Below are 19,722 nucleotides of genomic sequence, written 5' to 3'. Positions count from 1 at the left end.
ATGCCTGAGATCCGCTCCCAGTCGATGGCGACCATGCAAGTCGCCGCCAGCGCCCTGAAGGCCCAGCAGGGCCGGATGCGGGTGATCGCCGAGAACATCGCCAACGCCAATTCCACGGCCCGCACGCCGGGCGGCGACCCCTATCGCCGCCAGGTGCCGGTGTTCCGCCCGATGACGGTGGCCGGCGCCGAGGGCGTGTCGATGGCTCGCGTCGATCCCGACCGCAAGGACTTCCGCACCGTCTACGAGCCCGGCAATCCGGCGGCCGACGCCCAGGGCTACATGAAGCTGCCCAACGTCGACACCCTGGTCGAGGCGCTGGACATGAAGGAGGCGCAACGCGCCTACGAAGCCAATCTCAATGTCATCGAGACGTCGCGCGCCATGGAATCGCGCACCCTCGACATCCTGCGCAAGTAAGGGCTAGCCGATGATCACCGCGCTCGCGGCCGCCAAGGCCTACGCCGCCCAGGGTTCGATGGCCACGCCGTCGCTGGGCGGGGTCGGCGAGGTCAAGAAGGGCATGGATTTCGGCGAGATGCTGAAGTCGGCCATGACCGACACCCTGCACCAGACCAAGGCGGCCGAAATGAAGATCGGCCAGCAGGCGGCCGGCAAGGCCGAACTGATCGACGTCGTCACCGCCATCTCGTCGGCCGAGGCCAGCCTCGACACGGTGATGGCCGTCCGCGACCAGGTGATCTCGGCCTATCAGGAAATCATGCGGATGCCGATCTAGGGGGTGGGCGAAGGGGCTCAAGCAGTGGGAAAAGAGCGCGTGTCCCTCTTTCCAATCCGCCCTGCTAGGTGTCGCCAATCTCCGCGCTGCGTTCGAACTCATTGGTCTTCATCAAGCGGCGCTGTTCATACGCCTCAGCGAGAAGATCGCGGCGGGCCTGCTCCACCTCTTCGAGCGAACGGGCATTGGATAGTCGGTCCAAGACGGCGAGTGCGTCAGATATGGTTCATATCTCCATCAAAATATGGAGCAGATTGTAGAACTCGCTATCGGCAAAATCTCAGGGATACACGGGAGGTCGCGGGACCTGGGAGCCGGCCCTGGGAAGAGGGACACGGGAAGAGCGGATCGTTGCTTTCGGTTTCTTCGGCCCGTCAGGGAAACAGGCGCAAACCGGGCTGACCGCCCAAGGCGATCAGGCCGCGCGTCAGGGCGATCATGCCGCCCCACACCAGAACGTTCAGCAACACCATCACGACCACGGCCCAGCGCAGGCTGCTGCGCTTGGCGCGACCGCGCTTGCGCGGCTTCGCGGCGGGTGAAGCGGTGCTCGGGGCGTCCAAGCTGGCGGCCATGGCTATCTCCACGTAGCCTTTAGTTTCCCCCGATACGGTCATTTCGCGCTCAGGACGCGCGGTTGGCAAGGCTCTTCCGCCGCGCCGCCAGCAACACGCCTCGTCCCTCCCCCTTGCGGGGAGGATGGCCCCGAAGGGGTCGGGTGGGGGAGCCGCCGCATTGAGCGCGGGGAATAGGCGCCCTGCACCGGCCCCCACCCGTCGGCTTCGCCGCCACCCTCCCCACAAGGGGGAGGGACAGGACGCTGAGGCAAGGCCCGGGATGACGCTAGAAAGGTGAGCGGAGAAAGTTGTCCCCACCGCAACCGCCGTCATTCCCCAACGAATTCAACGCCGAAAACCCGTCTGTCCTCCCCTCCAGAAGCCGCCGCATAGTCAACCCACCTCAAGGCATGGGGAGGGCGCGTGGCCAGCGACCTTCGTGGCCTTGGGGGGCGGTCGAGCGGGTAGCGCTCGTCGGTGGCGGTGTCGTCCTCGGACGGAACCGCGACCTGTATCCCTCTGGTGCCGGCCGGGCATGGAACACAGATACGGCGTGGGATGCATGGGCCGACGAGGGCGGCAGGCGTGCGGTGACGCACGCGGACCGGACGGGGCTTCGTTGGCTCCGTTCTCCCGCCGGGGGCTTCAATCGGCGAGGCGCCAACAACGCCGACCGTCGAGCGCTCCTGGAAAACGCACCGCGCGGAGCGTCGGTCTGTGTCGAAACGGTATTTCCAAATCAAACTCCGGGCCCAGCCCGGCGCTCCGCGTCCCTCCCCGAACCTCAGCGGCGCGCCGCGTGAGGCGGCGAAGCCTTGCCGCGAGGAAAGGCGGCTCAGTGCGAAATCGTGATGCTCACGTGGGGCAGCGCCGCCAGCCAGGCCGCGCCCCAAGCCCAGGCCTGGTCCACCAGCTCGTGCAGGTCGACCACGCCGCGCAGGGCCGCGATCATGCCGCCCCAGACCACGGCGTTCAGCAGCGCCATCGCGAAGACGGCCCAGCGCAGGCGGCTGATCAAGGCGCGGGCGCGCTTGTCGGCGGGGGTGACGCGGGCTTCGAACGGGCGGGCGGCGAGGGTGGCGGTCATGATCGGTCTCCGGGAGCCGGCCTCGTCGCGGCGAACCGCGCGCGGGGAATCAGCTGTCGCAATAGGCTTCCCACGCCGCGCGTTCTGGCTGACTGTGACAGGACGCCCCTGCGACAGCACGTCCCTGGGACGCCGCTTGTCTCGCCCACGCCGATCTGGAGCCGCATGACCGACGCCATCGTCCTGGACCAGGTCAGCAAGGCCTATGACGGTGTGGCCGTCCTCCAGCCCACCGATCTTGTGATCCCGCGCGGCCAGTTCGTCGCCCTGGTCGGCGGCTCGGGGGCCGGCAAGACCACCCTGCTCAAGACCCTCAACGGCCTGGTCACGCCCACCGGCGGCCAGGTGCGGATCGACGGCGCGCCGACCGCCGACCTGGACGGCCCGACCCTGCGCCGCCGCATCGGCTACGTGTTCCAGGAGGTCGGCCTGTTTCCGCACCTGACGGTGGGCGAGAACATCGGCGTGGTCCCGACCCTGCTGGGCTGGGACGCGGCCAAGATCACGGCGCGCACCGCGGAACTGCTCGACCTGGTGGCCCTGCCCCGCGAATTGGCGACGCGGCGTCCCGCCAACCTGTCCGGCGGCCAGCGCCAGCGGGTGGGCGTGGCCCGGGCCCTGGCGGCGCGGCCGTCGATCCTGCTGATGGACGAGCCGTTCGGGGCGCTGGACTCGGTGACCCGCGTCGCCCTGGCCGACGACGTCCGCCGCCTGCACGACCAGCTGTCCCTGACCACGGTGATGGTCACCCACGACATCGCCGAGGCCGTGCTGCTGGCCGACCGCATCGTGGTGATGGCCGGGGGCAGGGTGATCGCCGACAACACCCCGCGCGCCCTGCTGGCCGGCCATGCCGACCCGGCGGTCGAGGCCCTGATGCAGGCCCCGCGCCGCCAGGCCGCCCGGATGCGGGAGATCGCCGGTGAATAGCGGCCTGTTGTCCCTGCTGCCTGAACGCCTGGCCTGGCACGTGGTGCTGTCGGCCTCGGCCCTGGTCCTGGGCTTGGCTGTAGCCCTGCCGCTGGGCGTGCTGGCCGCCCGCAGCCCGCGCCTGCGCTGGCCGGCCCTGGCCCTGGCCGGGCTGGTGCAGACCATCCCCAGCCTGGCCCTGCTGGCCCTGTTCTATCCGTTGCTGCTGCTGCTCTCGAACCTGGCCAAGGCCGCGTTCGGCCACGGCTTCTCGGCCCTGGGCTTCCTGCCGTCGCTGCTGGCCCTGACGCTGTATTCGATGCTGCCGATCCTGCGCAACACCGTGGCCGGCCTGACCGGCGTCGAGCCGGCGGTGGTCGAGGCGGCGCGCGGCGTCGGCATGACCGATCGCCAGCGGCTGTGGCGGGTGGAGCTGCCCCTGGCCCTGCCGGTGATCATGGCCGGCGTGCGCACGGCGGCGGTTTGGACCATCGGAGCGGCCACGCTCTCCACGCCCGTCGGCCAGACCTCGCTGGGCGACTACATCTTCTCCGGCCTGCAGACCGAGAACTGGGCGATGGTATTGACCGGCTGCGTCGCCTCGGCGGGCCTGGCCCTGGTGGTCGACCAGCTTCTGGGCCTGGTCGAGCGCGGGGCCGAGCGACGCGACCGCCGGGTCTGGGGCGCGGGCCTGGCCGGCCTGGCGATCGGCTTGGCCGTCGCCGTCGCGCCCCTGGCGGCTGATCTGGCGCCGCGCCCGTCTTCCTACGTGATCGGAGCCAAGAACTTCTCCGAGCAGTACATCCTGGCCGAGCTGATGGCCGACCGGCTGGAGGGGCAGGGCGCGCGGGTCACGCGCAAGATCAACCTCGGCTCGGCCGTCGCCTACCGCGCCCTGGCCGCCGGCGAAATCGACGCCTATGTCGACTATTCCGGCACCCTGTGGGCCAACGTCCTGGGGCGGACCGACAATCCCGGCAGGGCGGCGGTGCTGGACGGGCTGCGGACCGAGCTGAAACGCCGCGACGGCGTCGTGCTGCTGGCGCCGCTGGGCTTCGAGAACGCCTACGCCCTGGCCATGCGCCGCGACCGCGCCCAGGCGCTGGGGATCATGACCCTGGCCGACCTGGCCGCCAAGGCGCCGGACCTGACCATGGGCGGCGACCTGGAGTTCTTCTCGCGCCCCGAATGGGCCAGCGTCGAGCGCACCTACGGCCTGCGCTTCAAGGCCCGCCGCCAGTTCCAGCCGACCTTCATGTACCGCGCCCTCGGTTCGGGCGAGGCCGACGTGATCTCGGCCTTTTCCAGCGACGGCCGCATCGCCGCCGACGGCCTGGTGGTGCTGGGCGACCCGAAGGGGGCGCTGCCGCCCTACGACGCCGTGCTGCTGATCGCCCCGGGCCGGGCCGGCGACGCACGGTTGCGCAAGGCGCTGGCGGGGCTGGACGGCGCGATCACGGTCGAAGCGATGAGGGCGGCCAACTTCTCGGTCGATCGCGACGACGGCAAGGTCTCGCCGGCCCAGGCGGCCAAGGCGCTGGCGGCGGGGTTGAAGCGCTGACGTGCGGTCCAAGATCGGCTTTCGACCCCTCGGCGGACATCGCGACGCGCGAAGTGCGCGCTCAGCGGCGGGTGTCGACGGCGATCCAATTCACTTCCCAGTTGATCCCGCCGTCATCGGAAAACGCTTGCTCGAAGCGAGCGGAGTTGGCGGTCACGTCGGAGATGATGAAGCGCACCAGGATGGCCCGGGCGCCCAGCGTGTCCTGTCCGTAGAATACGCCGCGACCGTCCCTGAACTTGCCATACACCGGCCGGGTCAGCACCCCGCCGCCGGCGAAGTTGAGGCTCCACTGCCGGGCGTCCGGGTCGTACAGGCGCAAGGACAGGCCCTCGATCCGTCCAGCCGGTCCTTCGACCTTCAGTTCGACCAGATTGGCGCTGCCGCCCAGCACAGGGCGCACGACAGTCACGCCCTCGTACTTGACCCAGGTGCTCGAACCGCTCAGAGGGCGCTGGAGGCGAGACAGGCGTGTCGTCCATTCACCGACCTCCCAGTCAAAGTCCCGCTGACCGTCCCGATTCTCGGCCGCGACGGCGGGGGATTGCTGCGCGGCGGCGGCCAGTGGCGGGCCGCCGAGCAAAAGCGCCACCGCTGCGATGGTCGCCCTCAAGCCGTGGATCATGCCGCTCTCCAAACGCTCCGCTTTGAACAGCAATAGAGCGCATGTGGCCGGCGGAGTCTCGACACTGGTGCAAAGGACTGCTTTCCACCCATGGTCGACCTCCTCAGGCTCCGCCCTCCCGTGACTCTAGTCCGCCTCGTCCAGCGGCACCGGGATCGTCAGGCCGCGCTTGACCACGCCCAGGGCGACATTGGTGGTGAACTTGCGAACGTTGGGGTTCTCCACCGCCAGGCGGGCCATCAGGGCGTCGTAGGTCTCGGTGTCGGGCGCGGTGACCACCAGGATGAAGTCGGCTTCGCCGGTGACGTAGAAGGCCTGCTGCACATGCTCCTGCGCCGCCAGCCAGGCCCGAAGTTGGGCCAGCAGTTCGGGGCGGTCGCGCTCGACCTCCAGCGAGACGATGAAGAAGGTCGGCCGTCCCACCTTGCGCGGTTCGAGGATGGCGGTGTGGCGGACGATGACCCCGGCGTCCTTCAGCTTGCGCAGGCGGCGCTGCACGGCCGAGGGGGACAGGGCGACCTGCTGGGCCAACTGCTCGGAAGTCTGCCCCGCGTCGTCCTGGACGAGGTTGAGGAGTTGGCGGTCGAAACGATCAAGCTTCATGCCGTGACGCTAGCACTCCGGATGCCGCGCCAGAACGCGGAATTTCCGCGTTCAAAGGTCGTTCTTCGCGGTCAGAAGGCAGGCTGGCGCGGCTAAACCTCACGGCGTCGCTGACGTGTTCTCCGTTGAAAGGTTCCAATCCCTTGCTTGATCATCTGGAAATCCGCACCCGTCGCCTGGCCGATTGCGTCGGCTTCTACCGGCAGGTCCTGGAGCCCGCCGGCTACAGCCTGGTGGTCGACGGGCCGAAGAAGGGCTTCGGCTCGGGAGGTCGTCTCGACTTCTGGATCGTCGAGGGCGATCCCTCGGCCGACGTGCACTACGCCTTCGTGACCGACGACCGGGCCGCGGTCGATCGGGCCTACGCCATGGCCGGCGACCACGGCGGCGTACAGGAGCGCGCGCCCGCCGTCCTGCCGCAGATCCATCCCTACTACTATGCCGGCTTCGCCCACGATCCCGACGGTCGGCTGGTGGAGTTCGTCAGCCACACCGAGGCCTGAGCGCCATCAGGACATCCGGTCGGAAACATCGGCGCTCGGCCAATTCCGACTTGCGACGGTTTTGTGACAATGCATGGTGCGCGCCATGTCCAGCTTCACCAAAACCGTCGCCGGCTCGGCCCTGGCCGCCGCCCTGTTCGCCCTCGCCGGTCCCGCCCAAGCCGCGACCATCGCCAAGCCCCAACCCAAGCTGGTGGTCGTGATCTCGATCGACCAATTCAGCGCCAGCCTGTTCGAACAGTATCGGGGCAACTTCAAGGGCGGGCTCGGGCGAATGGCGCGCGAGGGCGTGGTCTATCCCAGCGGCTACCAGTCGCACGGCATGACCGAGACCTGCCCGGGCCACTCCACCCTGCTGACCGGCAAGTATCCCAACAAGACCGGCATCGTCGCCAACGACTTCTACGACCTGGCGACAGGCCAGAAGACCTATTGCCTGGACGATCCGTCGGTGACCCTGGCCCACGACCCCGCCGCCAAGGGGGTGAGCCCCAAGCTGCTGCTGGCCACCACCTATGGCGACTGGCTGAAGGCCGCCTCTCCGAAGAGCAAGGTCTACGCGGTGTCGGGCAAGGACCGCGGGGCGATCGCCATGGCCGGCCACCGCGGCGACGGCGTGTTCTGGCTGCAGCAGGGCTTTGGTTTCACCACCTGGGTCGAGCCGGGGCAGGACGCCAAGGCGCGGCTGGCGCCGGTGGCGGCGCTGAACCTCAAGCTGGCGGCGGACCTCAAGAAAGCGCCGACCGCCTGGACCTACGCCGACAAGGGCTGTGCGGCCAAGGAGGCCGATTATGTCACCGGCGACCGCCAGTGGCGCGCGGCCCTGCCGCTGCCCAAGGCGACCGATGCGGCCGGCGCGGCCCGGAACCTGGCGACCAGCCCCTATACCGACCGCGTGACCCTGGAAGCCGCCCAGGCGCTGCGCGAGACATTCCATCTGGGCGACGGCGACGCGGTCGACGTGTTGACGGTCAGCCTGTCGGGCACCGACTTCGTCGGCCACCGGTTCGGCACGCGCGGGCCGGAGATGTGCGACCAGCTAGGCCAGCTCGACGCCCGGCTGGGAAGCTTCCTCGACGGCCTGTCCAAGGTGAAGGGCCAGGTCCTGGTGGTGCTGGCCGCCGACCATGGCGGCTCGGACTTTCCCGAGCGCCTGCGCGAACAGGGCTACGACGCCGGCCGCGTGTCGCCGATCGTCTGGCTGAAGGACCTCAACGCCGCCGTCCGCGAGCAATTGGGCCTGGGTTACGATCCTCTGGTCCAGGCGGGCGGCATCGAGTCGCTTTATGTGGTCGGTTCGGACGACAAGGCGCCGTCGGCCGTCGACCATGCGCGGATCACCGCCGTGACCCTGGCGATCCTGGCCAAGCGGTCGGAGGTGTTCGAGGCCTATGACGCGGGCGCCCTGGCCACCGCCGCGCCGCCGCCCAAGGGCACGCCGCCGGACGAGATCAGCGTCGCGGAACGCATGCGCCGCAGCGCCTATCCCGGGCGGGTCGGCGACATCCTGGTGGCCTTCCAGCCCTACCTGACCCCGGCCAACGCCAACGCCAACTACGTGGCCAGCCATGGCAGCCCGTGGAACTACGACCGGCGGGTGCCGATCCTGTTCTGGTGGAAGGGCGCGGGCGCGCGCGAGCGGGTGCTGCCGATCGAGACCGTGGACATCGCCCCGACGATCGCCGCGGTGACAGGCGTGACCGTGCCGGCGGACGTCGATGGGCGGTGTCTGCCACTGGGGGGCGGGCCGGGGTGCTGAGGGCGTAGAACCCTCTCCCGCTGGGAGAGGGTTTCTAAAACTAAACCGCCGCCTTCTTCCGCCAGGCGATCGTCTCGTTGCGCACCAGCGGCCGGGCCCAGAACCCGATGCTCATCAGGAAGCCCAGCGTCACGAGCACCGCCAGCATCGCCGCGCGCAGGCCGATGTGCTCGCCCAACGCCCCGACGATCAGCGGCACGACGGCCCCTCCCAGGATGCCCGAGCACAGGATGCCCGACAGCGCCCCGTGGTTCTTCGGCACGGAGTTGAGCGCCAGCGAGAAGACGATCGAGAACATCGCCGACAGGAAGAAGCCGCAGGTCGGAAAAGCGATCAGCGACAGCTGACGATCGCCGAACAGCGCCGCGCCGACGCAGATCATGGCCAGGGCGCAGATCGCCACCAGCACCGCCTTGGCGTCCAACAGCTTCAGCGCGCCCAGGCCGACCAGACAGCCCACCGACATCAGGCCCCAGAAATTGCCGACGCTGTGGGCGCCCTCGGCGGTTGGCGAAACGCCGTGATAGGTCGACAGGAACTGGCTCATCCAGTTGGCCAGGCTCTGTTCCGTGCCGACATAGGCGGCGATGCCCAGGAAGAACAGGATCACGTGCGGGGTCTTGAGCAGGGTGACATAGGCGTCGAAAGCCCCGGCCTTCTCGTCGTCCTTCAGCTCGATCACGGGGATCTTCATGCAAAGGGTGACCAGGATCACCGCCCCGAAGATCGCAGCGAACAGCCAGTAGAGCGCGATCCACTGGGGCCGGGCGGCGAAGGGCAGGGCGGCCAGCAGGTCCCTGGCGTCCTGGCCGGTCATCAGGCCGGCGAACACCAGCGGGCTGACGAACGAAGCCAGGCCGAACACCAACTGGCCCATCACCGAATAGAAGGCGAAGTGCTGCTCGCCGCCGGCCACGCGCATCAGCGGATTGATCACCACCTGCAGCATCGCCATGCCCAGGCCGATCACGAACAGCGCCCCGACCGCCACGCCGTAGGTCGGGAAGCGTGAGAAGGCCAGCGCCCCGGCCAGGTTCAGCAGGAAGGCCGCCAGCAGCACGGGCTTGGGCCCGAAGGTCTCGATCATCATCCCGGCCGGGATCGACACCACGCCATAGGCCAGGAAGAACGAGAACGGCAGGAAGCCGGCCAGGGTCAGGCTGAGGTGGAAGTCGGAGATGATCAGCGGCATCAGCGGGCCGATGATGTTGGTCACGAACGAGATCACGAACCAGACGACCAGAATGTAGCCGACCACCAGAGCCCGGTTTTTCATCGTCGTTTCCCCGTCCGTCTTCCAAGGCATTTTCGAGCGAAGTGGATGCCGGTTCGCGTGAAGAAAATGCGTTAAAACAAAACTCTAGTTCCGCCCGGCGTGGGCTGGCGCGACCAGGTCGGCCAACTGCCCCGGCGCGATGGCGCGGCGCGGGAAGTGGTTGATGATCGCCGAGGCCGCGCGGCAACCGCCGGCCAGGGCGTCTTGGATTCCCAGGCCTGAAAGGCGCGCCGCCAGGTAGCCGGCATTGAACGAGTCGCCGGCCCCGATGGTGTCGAACACCTCGACCTGGGGCGCGGCGGCGGCGAACCGGGCGCCGCCGTAGTGGGCCACCGCCCCCTTGGCCCCGGTCTTGGCGACCAGCACCGCCTCGGGCCGCAGCAGCGGGGTCAGCCGGCGCAGGGCGGTGTCCAGGTCGTCGGTCTCGGCCAAGCCGGTGACCTCGATCTCGTTGAGCAGGATGTGGTCGCAGCGGCTGAGCCAGCCCAGGGTCGCGGCGCGGATCGCCGGGGTCCAGCCCTCGGGCGGCCAGCCGGTGTCGATGGCGATCTGGTAGCCCAGTTCGGCCAGGTCATCGATCACCTGGCCATAGGCGTCGCGCATCTTCGGCAGCAGGAAGGCGCCGGTCAGCAGGGCGATGGAGCCAGGGGTGGGGGCGGCTCCCACCAAGGGGCGAATTTGAGCCCAGCTCTGCTCTTCCAGATGGCCCCTGGTGGTGAAGAAGGTCCGCTCGCCGCAGGTGTGGATGACGCCCGTCGACACCGTGGTCGCCGCCTGGGCTACGCCCAGTTGTGCGTCGATGCCGGAGAACTCGCCCGCCAGCCAGCCGCCGAAGGTGTCGGCGCCGACCTGCGACAGCAGGCGGCATGGCGCGCCCAGGTGACGCATGGCCAGGGCGGTGTTGCCGCCCGAGCCGCCGGCCCGTAGCTCGCTGCGCCGCATGATCGTCTCGGTGCCGATGGCCGGCCAGCCGTCGACGGGGCCCAGCACCAGATCGACGGCGACGTCGCCGATGATCGCCAGACTGGGCGGGGCGGTGTTTCGATGATCCATCGGAGGTTTGCTCATTCGTCCCATGTCCAGGAACGGGGCGGCGCCTGCCGATCCGCCTTGGATCGCCGCGCCACGTCTCCGCCCCCAGATCGTATGTCTGGGCCCGCTTCGTGTCGGCGGCCCCCTTGTTCGACGGCAAGGATGCGAGGGCGTCCGGCGCGTGTCAATTAATAAAACCAATGGATGGAAGAAATTGGCTGAGAGAGCGCGGGCCTTGTGAACATGCCATCCGAGTGGCAGGAGTCGCCTCCGAGATCTGGAGTTTAAAAGCCCGCATGGCCACCCGCGGCGCCACCCAGCAGTCCAGCGCGCCCTACAACCGGCGCATCGTGCTGGACGTCATCCGCCGTCGTGGCGAGGTCTCGCGCAAGGAGATCATCGACCTGGTGGCGCTCAGCCCCCAGACGGTGGCCAACATCACCCAGGACCTGGGGGAGATCGGCCTAGTCGTCTCCAAGCGGCTGAAGGGCGAGAAGGCCCGCGGCCAGCCGCCCATGGCCTTCACCCTGAACCCGCGCGGGGGCGACTCGATCGGCATCAGCCTGGAGCCACGCCGGGCCTCGGCGGCCCTGGTCAACCTGGTGGGCGAGGTGCTGCACCGTCGCGAGGTCGAGATCGACGCCCGCGACCAGGCGGCCACCCTGGCGACCATGGTCCAGCTGGTGCGTGAACTGCAGGCCTGCTCGGCCGACGCCAAGCGCATCTGGGGCGTGGGCGTGGCCCTGCCGGGGCCGTTCGACGTGCCCGGCCTCAGCTTCACCGGGCCCACCGCCTTCGAGGGCTGGACCGACCTGTCGATCCTCGAGGACCTGCAAAAGGCCACTGGCCTGCACGTGTTCTACAACATCGACAGCGCGGCCGGGGCGCTGGGCGAGTCGCTGTTCGGCGTGGCGCAGGGCCTGACGGGCTTCTTCTACCTGCATTTCGGCGTCGGCCTGGGCGGGGCGCTGGTCACGGACAAGGCCGCCTACAAGGGCGCCAACGGCAACGCCACCGAGATCGGCCACATCCCGATCGTGCCGCACGGCAAGGCCTGCTACTGCGGCAACCATGGCTGCCTGGAGCGCTACGTCTCGCTGCACTCGCTGTCTGAGTTCGTCAGCGGCGACCCCGACGTCGAGCTGACCAACGCCCAGATCCTCGCGCTGCTGGCCGCCGAGGACGAGCGGCTGATGGATTGGTGCCGGCAGGCCGCCGGCCACCTGCGCAACGCCATCTGCATCATCGAGAACATGCTCGACCCCTCGACCATCGTCATCGGCGGTTCGGCCCCGCGGGCCCTGGTCGAAAGGCTGGTGGCCCTGGCCATGCCGCTGCGCCATTCGGTGCGCGGCGGGGCAGGGGACGGAGGCGTGCGCATTACCCTGTCCGAGCGCCAGGAGGACAGCTCGATCCTCGGGGCGGCGGTGCTGCCGATCCACGAGATGCTGTCGCCCAGCTTCGACGTGCTGCTGCAGGAACGCCAGGGCCGGCTGGAGGTCGAGACGTTCCTGGGTGGCCGCCCAAGTGGTCGCGCTAACACCCTCTGATCGCGTTTTATCCTCGGGCGCCACCGCTTCGATCAGCGCGTTATAATAAAAACATCCAATAGAAGTATATATTGACACCCCCCAAATCCGGCGCCTATCGTTCCAGGGTCGAAGGGCGGCGCGTCGCGTCGATCCCGGACGAAAGATTGGCTGCGAGCGCTTGAAGGGTGAGCCGGACGGAAGATCCGTCGAGGTTCAAGTGCTTGTAAAAACAAGAAGAAGGGGGAGTTCCGTGACTCAAGTCGCACGTCGTCGCCACATCGGTCGACGCACCGCTTTGCTGATGAGCTCGGCCCTGGCCGCCGCGGCTCTGCCCGCCGTCGCCATGGCCCAACAGGCCGCCGCCGCCTCCGACGTCGGGGTGCTGGAAGAGCTGGTGGTCACCGCTTCGAAGCGTGAAACCAAGCTGATGCAGACGCCGCTGGCGATCTCGGCCTTCACCCAGGACAGCCTGGACCGCCAGGGGATCAAATCGGCCCGCGACCTGTCGGCCACCATGCCCAACGTGCAACTGAGCACCGGCCAGGACAGCGGCACGGCCGCCACCATTCGCGGCGTCACCTCGACCGACTTCACCGAGGTGGGCGAGGGCGCGGTCGCCATCCACCAGGACGGCTTCTATTCCCCCCGCTCGCAGGGCGCTCTGGCGCTGATGTTCGACGTCGAGCGTGTCGAGGTGCTGCGCGGGCCGCAGGGCACGCTGTTCGGCATGAACTCGCCAGCCGGCGCGATCAACATCATCCCCGCCAAGCCGGTGTTCAACGACGTCTTCGGCAAGGTCGAGGGCGAGCTTGGCAACTACAACGCCAAGCAGCTGCGCGGCAGCGTCAACTGGGGGATCAGCGACAAGTTCGCCGTGCGCGCGGCCTTCATGGTCGAGAAGCACGACGGCTACATCACCCAGGTGCAGGACTTCACCGACCTGGAGGAGCCAGCCTACGGCATCCACAAGGACGGGATTCCCGACGTCGACCAGCGCCGCAACCACCTGGTCAAGCCCAAGGACTACTACAACAACGCCGATCAATGGGCCGTGCGCCTGATCAGCCGCTGGCGGCCGATCGAGAAGCTGGAGCTGACCGGCACGGTCTCGCGGTTCTCGGACCAGGGCGCGGGCGACATCGACTATGTCGACTGCCAGCAGGCGGCCGGAACTCCGGCGGCCTGCGACCATCCGCTGCGCTACGCCAAGATCAACGTGCCCGGCAAGCGGGACATGACGGTCGACGACTACCAGCTGAAGGTCGGCTACGCGCTGACCGACAAGGCGATGCTGGAGTACCGCACCGCGTACCAGGACCAGAGGCGCGACCAGGTGGCCGACATCGACGGCGGCGCCCATCCGCCCTCGGCCTGGGCGTCGATCGGCGATCCGTCGCTGCATTCGCCCGAAGCCGTGCTGACCGGCTACTACCCGATCTGGGACGAGAGCTGGGCCACCAAGGGCAGCCGCTATCGCACCACCACCCACGAGGTGCAGCTGAAGTCGACCGGTCCTTCCAAGTTCCAGTACGTGCTTGGCGCGTACTACCTCAAGGAAAACAAGAAGATCCGTTATGATATCGAGATGCTGGCCAACAAAAGCTGGTCGGACCAGAGCACGGCGGCGTCGTACGATCCGGTGCTGGGCTTTCAGCCGGACGGCCTGCCCGACACCTGGGTGTTCGACCAGAACAAGCGCACCACGGAATCCAAGGCCCTGTTCGGCCAGTTCGACTATCGCGTGCTCGAGAAGTTGAACCTGACGGCCGGCTATCGCTACAGCTGGGACAGGAAGACCGACCAGGGCGGGATGACCTACGCCTTCTGGGAGGGCTCCAGCGCCTGGTACAATGGTCATCACACGCCCGACAGCATCCGCGGCCATCAGGCGCCGGACCTGAACTTCGACATGGGCGGCGACGCGCCCCTGGGCACGGTCATGCCGGGCGGTGAGCCCAACAACGTGGCCATGAAGTGGAAGCAAGGCACCTATCGCCTGGGCGCTCAGTACTATCCGGACGACAACACCATGTGGTTCGCCTCGGTCGCCACCGGCTACAAGATGGGCGGCATGTATGAGATGTTCGACTTCTGCAACAACGGTTGCATGAACCTTCTCACCTATGATCCCGAGACGGTGAAGACCTACGAACTGGGCTACAAGGCCACGCTGCTGGAAGGCCGCGCCCGCCTGTCGATCACCGGTTTCTACAGCGACTATACCGACATGCAGAACACCGGCGAGAAGGTGGTCGGCGTCGACACCAACCCGATCAGCCCCCACTTCGGCGACCCGGTGCTGGCCTGGACCACCGACAACCTCAACAGCGCCCGGATCCAGGGCCTCGAGGTCGAGTTCGACATCATCCCCTGGGCCAACGGCCGCCTGTCGGGCTACGGCGCCTGGCTGGACACCAAGATCAAGAACGGCGGAACCTTCTCCGACGGCTTCGCCTGCGCCGAGCGCGAGATCCTGGGCGTGGCCCACTGCGGCGCGCCCGGCCAGGACACCATCGTCGGCAACCAGCTGCCCTTCGCTCCGAAGTACTCGATGTCGGTGACCTACGAGCACACCATCGGGCTGAAGAACGGCTACGCCTTGCTGCCCTATGTCCAGGTCCACTGGCAGGACCGCATGTGGATGGACGTCCAGAACCTGGACCTGAAGCACTTCGACAACTCGCAGCACGCCTTCGCCAAGATCAACGCCAGCCTGAAGATCAAGGCCCCCGAGGACCGGTACTCTGTCGAGCTGTTCGGCGAGAACCTGACCAACAAGGACACCAAGAACTACGGCGGCTTCAATCGCGGCGCGATCCGCGGTTCCTACGACCCGCCGCGCACCTGGGGCGTGCGCCTGGGCTACACCTTCTGACGTTCCTCCCTTAATCGTCAGAACCGGGAGGACGGCGTTCTTGTGGGCCGTCCTCCCACCTTTTCCAGAATCTGCCGGAGCCACCGACGAAAGGGCCCGACGTGAGGAAACGACAGACGCGGACCTGGCTAGGCGCGAGCGCGGCCTTGGCGATGCTGTTGGGCGCGGGCGGGACCCTGGCCCAGCCGACCCAGGCGCAACTCGACCGGTTCGCCGCGACCCTGAAGGTCGGCTACAAGGTGCTCGACAACCGGCCCGCCGCCACGGCCTGCGCGCCCAACCCATCCTGCATGCTGGCCGAGCTGACCCTGTCGGCGCCCGAGGCCCCGGCGGCTGGCTGGTCGCTGTATTTCAGCAGCGTCGACAAGATCCAGAACGCCGGCGGCGACCTCTTCGCGCTCATCCACATCAACGGCGACCTCTATCGCCTGACGCCGACGGCGGCCTTCGCCGGCTTCGCTCCGGGCCAGCCGATCCGCATCGCCCTGCGCCTGGACGGTCATCAGCTGTCCGAGCTCTATCCGATGCCCAACTACTATGTGGCGGCCGACGGCCTGGCCGCGCGGACCATCGCCAGCACCCGGCCGGTGATCGACCCGGAGACGGGCCTGGAGAGCCTGGCCTTCGTCGCGCCGTTCACCGACGAGGCCCGCCTGGCCGGCGGCGCGGCGGCCGACGTCACGGTATGGGCCACCGCTCCGCGCCTCTATCAGGTCAACGCCGCCGCCGGGGCCAGCGTGCGGCCGATCCCGCGCGGCGCGATCCTGCCGACCCCGTTGAGCACCAGGCTCGATCCGAACGGCGCGAGTCTGGACCTCTCACGCGGCGTGGCCGTGTCGCTCGCCGGCGTGCAACGCACGGAACTCGCGGCCGCCCTGTCGCGCCTGGCCAAGGCCGGGGTGGGTCAGGCGAAGGGCGGCGCGCCGCTGAAGATCACGGTGACGCCCGCCAAGACGCCGTCGCCCGGCGCCTACCACCTGACGACGACAGCCCAGGCGATCCAGGTGACGGCGTCCGACGCCGAGGGCGCGGCCAACGGCCTGGCCTCGCTGACCGCCCTGCTCGACGCCCGCCGCTCGGTCCCCGCGCTGACGATCGACGACGCGCCGCGCTTCGCCTTCCGTGGCCTGCACGTCGACGTGGCCCGCAACTTCCATTCCAAGGCCGAGGTCCTGGCCATCCTCGACCAGATGGCGGCCTACAAGCTCAACCGCCTGCACCTGCACCTGGCCGACGACGAGGGCTGGCGGGTCGAGATCACGGGGTTGCCGGAGCTGACGCAGGTCGGTTCGCGCCGCTGCCACGACCTGGCCGAACGGACCTGCCTGATCCCGCAACTGGGCTCGGGTCCCGATCCGAGCGCGCCGGTCAACGGCTTCTATTCGCGGGCCGACTACATCCAGATCGTCCGGGCGGCCCAGGCGCGCCACATCCAGGTGATCCCGTCCTTCGACATGCCCGGCCATTCGCGGGCGGCGATCAAGGCGATGGAGGCCCGCGCCGCCCGCCTGCGCGCCACCGGCCGTCCGGAAGCCGAGGCCGGCCGCTACCTGCTCAGCGAGGCGGCCAACAAAAGCGTCTACAGCAGCATCCAGCACTACAGCGACAACACCATCAATGTCTGTCTCGACAGCAGCTACGCCTTCCTCGGCAAGGTGGTGGACGAGATGGCCCGGCTGCACGCCGCCGCCGGCCAGCCCCTGACCCGCTACCACATCGGCGCCGACGAGACGCCTGGCGCCTGGACCGCCTCACCGGCCTGCGCGGCCTATGAGAAGAAGACCGGGATCGCGCCGGCCGAGCTGGGCGGTCATTTCATCGAGCGGGTCTCGGCCATGCTGGCGGCCAGGGGCGTTGTCCCGGCAGGCTGGAGCGACGGCATGAGCCACGCCAAGGCCGAGCGCATGCCCGGCCAGGTGCACTCCAACAACTGGGGCGCGCTGGGCGGGGAGGGGCCGGCCAGCGCACACCTCCAGGCCAACCAGGGCTGGGAGGTGGTGATCTCGACCCCCGAGGTCCTGTACTTCGACAGCCCCTACGCGGCCGATCCCAAGGAGCGCGGCTACGACTGGCCCTCGCGCGCCACCGGCACGCGCAAGGTGTTCGACTTCATGCCCGAGAACCTGCCGGCCCACGCCGAGCTGTGGACCGACCTGCACGGCAAGGACCAGGCCTCGAAGGACGAGCATCCGCTGAAGCCCGGCGTCCGATTCGCCGGCCTGCAAGGCCAGCTGTGGAGCGAGACCATCCGCTCCGACGCCCAGGTCGACTACATGCTGTATCCACGCCTGCTGGCCTTGGCCGAACGCGCCTGGCATGTCGCCGACTGGGAAGAGCCCTATGCGCCCGGCGCCGGCTACAGCCGCGCCACCGGCGCCTTCGACGCGGCGCAGCGGGCCCGGCGCGACGCCGACTGGAACGCCTTCGCCAACCTGCTGGGCGGGCGCGAGCTGGCCCGGCTGGACGCGGCGGGCGTCGCCTATCGCGTGCCGACCGTCGGGGCGGTGGTCGAGGGCGACAAGCTGCGCGCCAATGTCGAGTTTCCGGGCCTGCCGATCGAGTACCGCGTCGAGGGCGGAGCCTGGCGGCCCTACGTCCCGGACGCGCCCGTTTCTGGCCCGGTCGAGGTGCGGGCGCGCTCGGCCGACGGCAAGCGGGCCGGTCGAAGCTTCGTCGTTCAATAGTCATTCTGGATTTGGGGGAGGCGTTATGCTCGCCAAGAAGAAACGGTTCGTGGCCTGGATGGGCGCGCTGATGGCGGGCTCGGCCCTGGCCGGTGGCGCTGTCGCCGATGAGCTCAAGGTCCATCTCAACCAGGTCGCCCTGGAGCGCGACGGACCCAAGGTGGCGGTGGTCGAATATTCAGGCCCGGCTCTCGCCTTGAAGGATGGCGCCCCGGGCGCCTTCACGGTGCTCAAGGACGGCGCGCCCGGCCTGACCGGCGCCCTGACGCCGCTGCCGGCCTTCGGCGAATGGGGCGCGGGCAAGCAATATTACCAGGCCGATTTCTCGGGGGTGGAGACGGAGGGGACCTATCAGCTGAAGGTCGCCATCGGCGGTGACACGGCGACCTCGGCGCCCGTCAAGGTCATCGACGACGCGCTGTTCGTCACCACGGCTTCAGCGCTGGTAAGATATTTCAAGCTCAGCCGCCACACCAAACCGGCCGACCACCAGATCCGCGTCTACGGCACGAAGCGCGTCGTCGACGTTTGGGGCGGATGGAAGGACGCCGGCGGCGACAACGGCAAGTACCTGTCGCACCTGTCCTACGCCAACTTCTTCAATCCCCAGCAGACCTCGTTCACCGCCTGGTCGCTGGCCAAGGCTCACGACATGGCCCCCGAGCGGTTCCGCAAGGCCGGGCTGGAACAGCAGCTGATCGAGGAGGCTCTGTGGGGCGCCGACTACCTGCACCGGCTGCTGTCGCCCGAGGGCTACTTCTACATGACCGTCTTCGACCGCTGGGCGACGCCCGGCGCCGAGCGGGTGGTCACCGGCTATGTCGGGGTCGAGGGCGTCTACACCAAGGACTACCAGGCCGCCGCCCGCGAAGGCGGGGCGGTGGCGGTGGCGGCCCTGGCCCGCGCCGCGCGGCTGTCCAAGGCCAGCGGCGTTAAGGGCGTGTTCTCGGACGAGCAGTACGAAGCCGATGCGGAGCGGGCCTTCGCGCACCTCCAGGCCAACAACCGTCGCTATGTCGACGACGGCCACGAGAACATCATCGACGACTACACGCTGCTGCTGGCCGCCACCGAGCTTTTCCGTTCGACCGGGAGGCCGACCTATCTGGACGCCGCCCGCCGGCGCGCCAAGGCCCTGGAGGGCCGCCTGACGCCCGAGGGTTGGTTCCGCAGCGACGACGGCGACCGGCCGTTCTACCACGGGGCCGACGCCGGCTTCCCTGTGCTGGCCCTGGGCGAGTACCTGGACATCGAGCCCGACGCCGCCCGCGCCGCTTCGGCCAGGGCGGTGATCGCCAAGAGCCTGGCCGCGCAACTGGCCCTCAACGCCAAGGTCGCCAACCCCTACGACTATCCGCGCCAGACCTTCCGTATGTCCAAGGCCGGCAAGCCGGTCGGCGGGCGGCAGGAGGGCTTCTTCATGCCGCACGTCAACGAGACCGGCTACTGGTGGCAGGGCGAAAGCGCGCGGCTGGCCTCGCTGTCCTACGCCGCGGTGATCGGCGGCCGGGCGACCGATCCGCGAGCCGGCGGGACCTTCGGCGTCGCCCCGGACCTGGCGACCTTCGCCCAGGCCAATATCGACTGGACCCTGGGGCGCAATCCCTACGACCTGAGCCTGCTCTACGGGTTCGGGGCCAAGAACCCGCCGCACGCCGACAGCGCCGGCGACATGGTGGTGGGCGGGATCTCCAACGGGATCACCGGCGCCCCCGACAGCGACTCCGGCCGGGGAATCGCCTTCGCCGCCGGTCCGGACGAGCAGAACTGGCGGTGGATCGAGCAGTGGATCCCCCACACCTCGTGGATGCTGCTGGCGGCCACGGCCATGACCCAGCCGGCGGGCGCCGCCCCGGCGAACTAGGTCGAATCCCGCAGCCGGGATTCTTGCCCTCGAAGACATTTGGCCGGTCGTCCCTGGGACGGTCGGCCAAATTTTTGGGACCCACCCGGGAGGGATCGAGGCGTTTCGGCGCCGCG

General features: G+C 68.7%; 17 protein-coding genes. 10 read left to right on the top strand and 7 right to left on the bottom strand.

Annotation, left to right across the window (positions count from 1 at the left end; all coding sequences use genetic code 11):
* Positions 1–420 carry a flagellar basal body rod protein FlgC gene (gene flgC / locus ASD79_RS17690; protein ID WP_007672720.1) on the top strand — a complete coding sequence of 140 codons (420 nt, stop codon included), beginning with the start codon at positions 1–3 and terminating at the stop codon, positions 418–420.
* A gap of 10 nt (positions 421–430) precedes the next feature.
* Complete coding sequence (gene fliE / locus ASD79_RS17685) at positions 431–739, top strand: flagellar hook-basal body complex protein FliE (protein WP_056723951.1); 309 nt, start codon at positions 431–433, stop codon at positions 737–739.
* A gap of 64 nt (positions 740–803) precedes the next feature.
* On the opposite strand, the gene ASD79_RS24035 is transcribed toward fliE, so the two are convergent.
* The 3 genes from ASD79_RS24035 to ASD79_RS17675 all read right to left on the bottom strand — a co-directional run bounded on the left by ASD79_RS24035 (position 804) and on the right by ASD79_RS17675 (position 2,383).
* The gene (locus ASD79_RS24035; RefSeq protein WP_156400556.1) at positions 804–941 is read right to left on the bottom strand and encodes a hypothetical protein; all 138 of its coding nucleotides are present in this window, start codon (positions 939–941) and stop codon (positions 804–806) included.
* A 172-nt stretch (positions 942–1,113) separates the two neighbouring features.
* Positions 1,114–1,314 carry a hypothetical protein gene (locus tag ASD79_RS17680; RefSeq protein WP_056723949.1) on the bottom strand — a complete coding sequence of 67 codons (201 nt, stop codon included), beginning with the start codon at positions 1,312–1,314 and terminating at the stop codon, positions 1,114–1,116.
* Positions 1,315–2,131: 817 nt separating this feature from the next.
* Positions 2,132–2,383, bottom strand: a complete 252-nt coding sequence (locus ASD79_RS17675; RefSeq protein WP_056723947.1) for a hypothetical protein — start codon at positions 2,381–2,383, stop codon at positions 2,132–2,134.
* 165 nt (positions 2,384–2,548) lie between these two features.
* Between ASD79_RS17675 and ASD79_RS17670 the strand changes: the two genes are divergently transcribed.
* Together ASD79_RS17670 and ASD79_RS17665 are read left to right on the top strand one after the other, a co-directional pair.
* Positions 2,549–3,313 (top strand): ABC transporter ATP-binding protein, encoded by a 765-nt coding sequence (locus ASD79_RS17670; protein ID WP_056723945.1) that lies wholly within the window; start codon positions 2,549–2,551, stop codon positions 3,311–3,313.
* Positions 3,306–4,853 (top strand): glycine betaine ABC transporter substrate-binding protein, encoded by a 1,548-nt coding sequence (locus ASD79_RS17665; protein WP_056723943.1) that lies wholly within the window; start codon positions 3,306–3,308, stop codon positions 4,851–4,853. Before ASD79_RS17670 ends, ASD79_RS17665 begins: the two co-directional genes overlap by 8 nt.
* 61 nt (positions 4,854–4,914) lie before the next feature.
* Here ASD79_RS17665 and ASD79_RS17660 read toward each other — a convergent pair whose 3' ends face one another.
* Positions 4,915–5,478: a hypothetical protein gene (locus tag ASD79_RS17660; RefSeq protein ID WP_056724134.1), complete on the bottom strand. Its 564-nt coding sequence runs from the start codon at positions 5,476–5,478 to the stop codon at positions 4,915–4,917.
* A 126-nt stretch (positions 5,479–5,604) separates the two neighbouring features.
* Complete coding sequence (locus tag ASD79_RS17655; RefSeq protein WP_056723941.1) at positions 5,605–6,081, bottom strand: Lrp/AsnC family transcriptional regulator; 477 nt, start codon at positions 6,079–6,081, stop codon at positions 5,605–5,607.
* A 143-nt stretch (positions 6,082–6,224) separates the two neighbouring features.
* Between ASD79_RS17655 and ASD79_RS17650 the strand changes: the two genes are divergently transcribed.
* The gene (locus ASD79_RS17650) at positions 6,225–6,584 is read left to right on the top strand and encodes a VOC family protein (RefSeq protein ID WP_235524501.1); all 360 of its coding nucleotides are present in this window, start codon (positions 6,225–6,227) and stop codon (positions 6,582–6,584) included.
* Positions 6,585–6,669: 85 nt separating this feature from the next.
* Positions 6,670–8,343: an alkaline phosphatase family protein gene (locus tag ASD79_RS17645; RefSeq protein WP_235524500.1), complete on the top strand. Its 1,674-nt coding sequence runs from the start codon at positions 6,670–6,672 to the stop codon at positions 8,341–8,343.
* A 40-nt stretch (positions 8,344–8,383) separates the two neighbouring features.
* Here ASD79_RS17645 and ASD79_RS17640 read toward each other — a convergent pair whose 3' ends face one another.
* Positions 8,384–9,619 (bottom strand): MFS transporter, encoded by a 1,236-nt coding sequence (locus tag ASD79_RS17640; RefSeq protein WP_056723934.1) that lies wholly within the window; start codon positions 9,617–9,619, stop codon positions 8,384–8,386.
* Positions 9,620–9,703: 84 nt separating this feature from the next.
* The gene (locus ASD79_RS17635) at positions 9,704–10,687 is read right to left on the bottom strand and encodes a carbohydrate kinase family protein (protein WP_162252378.1); all 984 of its coding nucleotides are present in this window, start codon (positions 10,685–10,687) and stop codon (positions 9,704–9,706) included.
* A gap of 260 nt (positions 10,688–10,947) precedes the next feature.
* Between ASD79_RS17635 and ASD79_RS17630 the strand changes: the two genes are divergently transcribed.
* The 4 genes from ASD79_RS17630 to ASD79_RS17615 all read left to right on the top strand — a co-directional run bounded on the left by ASD79_RS17630 (position 10,948) and on the right by ASD79_RS17615 (position 19,606).
* Positions 10,948–12,201, top strand: a complete 1,254-nt coding sequence (locus ASD79_RS17630) for an ROK family protein (protein WP_056723929.1) — start codon at positions 10,948–10,950, stop codon at positions 12,199–12,201.
* 232 nt (positions 12,202–12,433) lie between these two features.
* On the top strand, positions 12,434–15,058 hold the full coding sequence (locus ASD79_RS17625; RefSeq protein WP_235524499.1) for a TonB-dependent receptor: 2,625 nt from the start codon (positions 12,434–12,436) through the stop codon (positions 15,056–15,058).
* A gap of 152 nt (positions 15,059–15,210) precedes the next feature.
* Positions 15,211–17,742 carry a family 20 glycosylhydrolase gene (locus tag ASD79_RS17620; RefSeq protein WP_235524504.1) on the top strand — a complete coding sequence of 844 codons (2,532 nt, stop codon included), beginning with the start codon at positions 15,211–15,213 and terminating at the stop codon, positions 17,740–17,742.
* A 25-nt stretch (positions 17,743–17,767) separates the two neighbouring features.
* Positions 17,768–19,606 (top strand): glycoside hydrolase family 9 protein, encoded by a 1,839-nt coding sequence (locus tag ASD79_RS17615; protein WP_056723925.1) that lies wholly within the window; start codon positions 17,768–17,770, stop codon positions 19,604–19,606.
* Positions 19,607–19,722: the final 116 nt, after the last annotated feature.

It is taken from the genome of Caulobacter sp. Root655 (genome assembly GCF_001427665.1).
Taxonomy (GTDB): Bacteria; Pseudomonadota; Alphaproteobacteria; order Caulobacterales; family Caulobacteraceae; genus Caulobacter.
Note: the sequence above shows the minus strand (reverse complement) of the source record. Positions and strands in the feature narration are given on the sequence as shown.

What these genes read in the sequence shown, in the direction of transcription:
- flgC (WP_007672720.1), top strand. Translation starts at nt 1, where the DNA reads ATGCCTGAGATCCGCTCCCAGTCGATGGCGACCATGCAAGTCGCCGCC.
- fliE (WP_056723951.1), top strand. Translation starts at nt 431, where the DNA reads ATGATCACCGCGCTCGCGGCCGCCAAGGCCTACGCCGCCCAGGGTTCG.
- ASD79_RS17680 (WP_056723949.1), bottom strand. Translation starts at nt 1,314, where the DNA reads ATGGCCGCCAGCTTGGACGCCCCGAGCACCGCTTCACCCGCCGCGAAG.
- ASD79_RS17675 (WP_056723947.1), bottom strand. Translation starts at nt 2,383, where the DNA reads ATGACCGCCACCCTCGCCGCCCGCCCGTTCGAAGCCCGCGTCACCCCC.
- ASD79_RS17670 (WP_056723945.1), top strand. Translation starts at nt 2,549, where the DNA reads ATGACCGACGCCATCGTCCTGGACCAGGTCAGCAAGGCCTATGACGGT.
- ASD79_RS17660 (WP_056724134.1), bottom strand. Translation starts at nt 5,478, where the DNA reads ATGATCCACGGCTTGAGGGCGACCATCGCAGCGGTGGCGCTTTTGCTC.
- ASD79_RS17655 (WP_056723941.1), bottom strand. Translation starts at nt 6,081, where the DNA reads ATGAAGCTTGATCGTTTCGACCGCCAACTCCTCAACCTCGTCCAGGAC.
- ASD79_RS17645 (WP_235524500.1), top strand. Translation starts at nt 6,670, where the DNA reads ATGTCCAGCTTCACCAAAACCGTCGCCGGCTCGGCCCTGGCCGCCGCC.
- ASD79_RS17640 (WP_056723934.1), bottom strand. Translation starts at nt 9,619, where the DNA reads ATGAAAAACCGGGCTCTGGTGGTCGGCTACATTCTGGTCGTCTGGTTC.
- ASD79_RS17635 (WP_162252378.1), bottom strand. Translation starts at nt 10,687, where the DNA reads ATGAGCAAACCTCCGATGGATCATCGAAACACCGCCCCGCCCAGTCTG.
- ASD79_RS17630 (WP_056723929.1), top strand. Translation starts at nt 10,948, where the DNA reads ATGGCCACCCGCGGCGCCACCCAGCAGTCCAGCGCGCCCTACAACCGG.
- ASD79_RS17620 (WP_235524504.1), top strand. Translation starts at nt 15,211, where the DNA reads ATGCTGTTGGGCGCGGGCGGGACCCTGGCCCAGCCGACCCAGGCGCAA.
- ASD79_RS17615 (WP_056723925.1), top strand. Translation starts at nt 17,768, where the DNA reads ATGCTCGCCAAGAAGAAACGGTTCGTGGCCTGGATGGGCGCGCTGATG.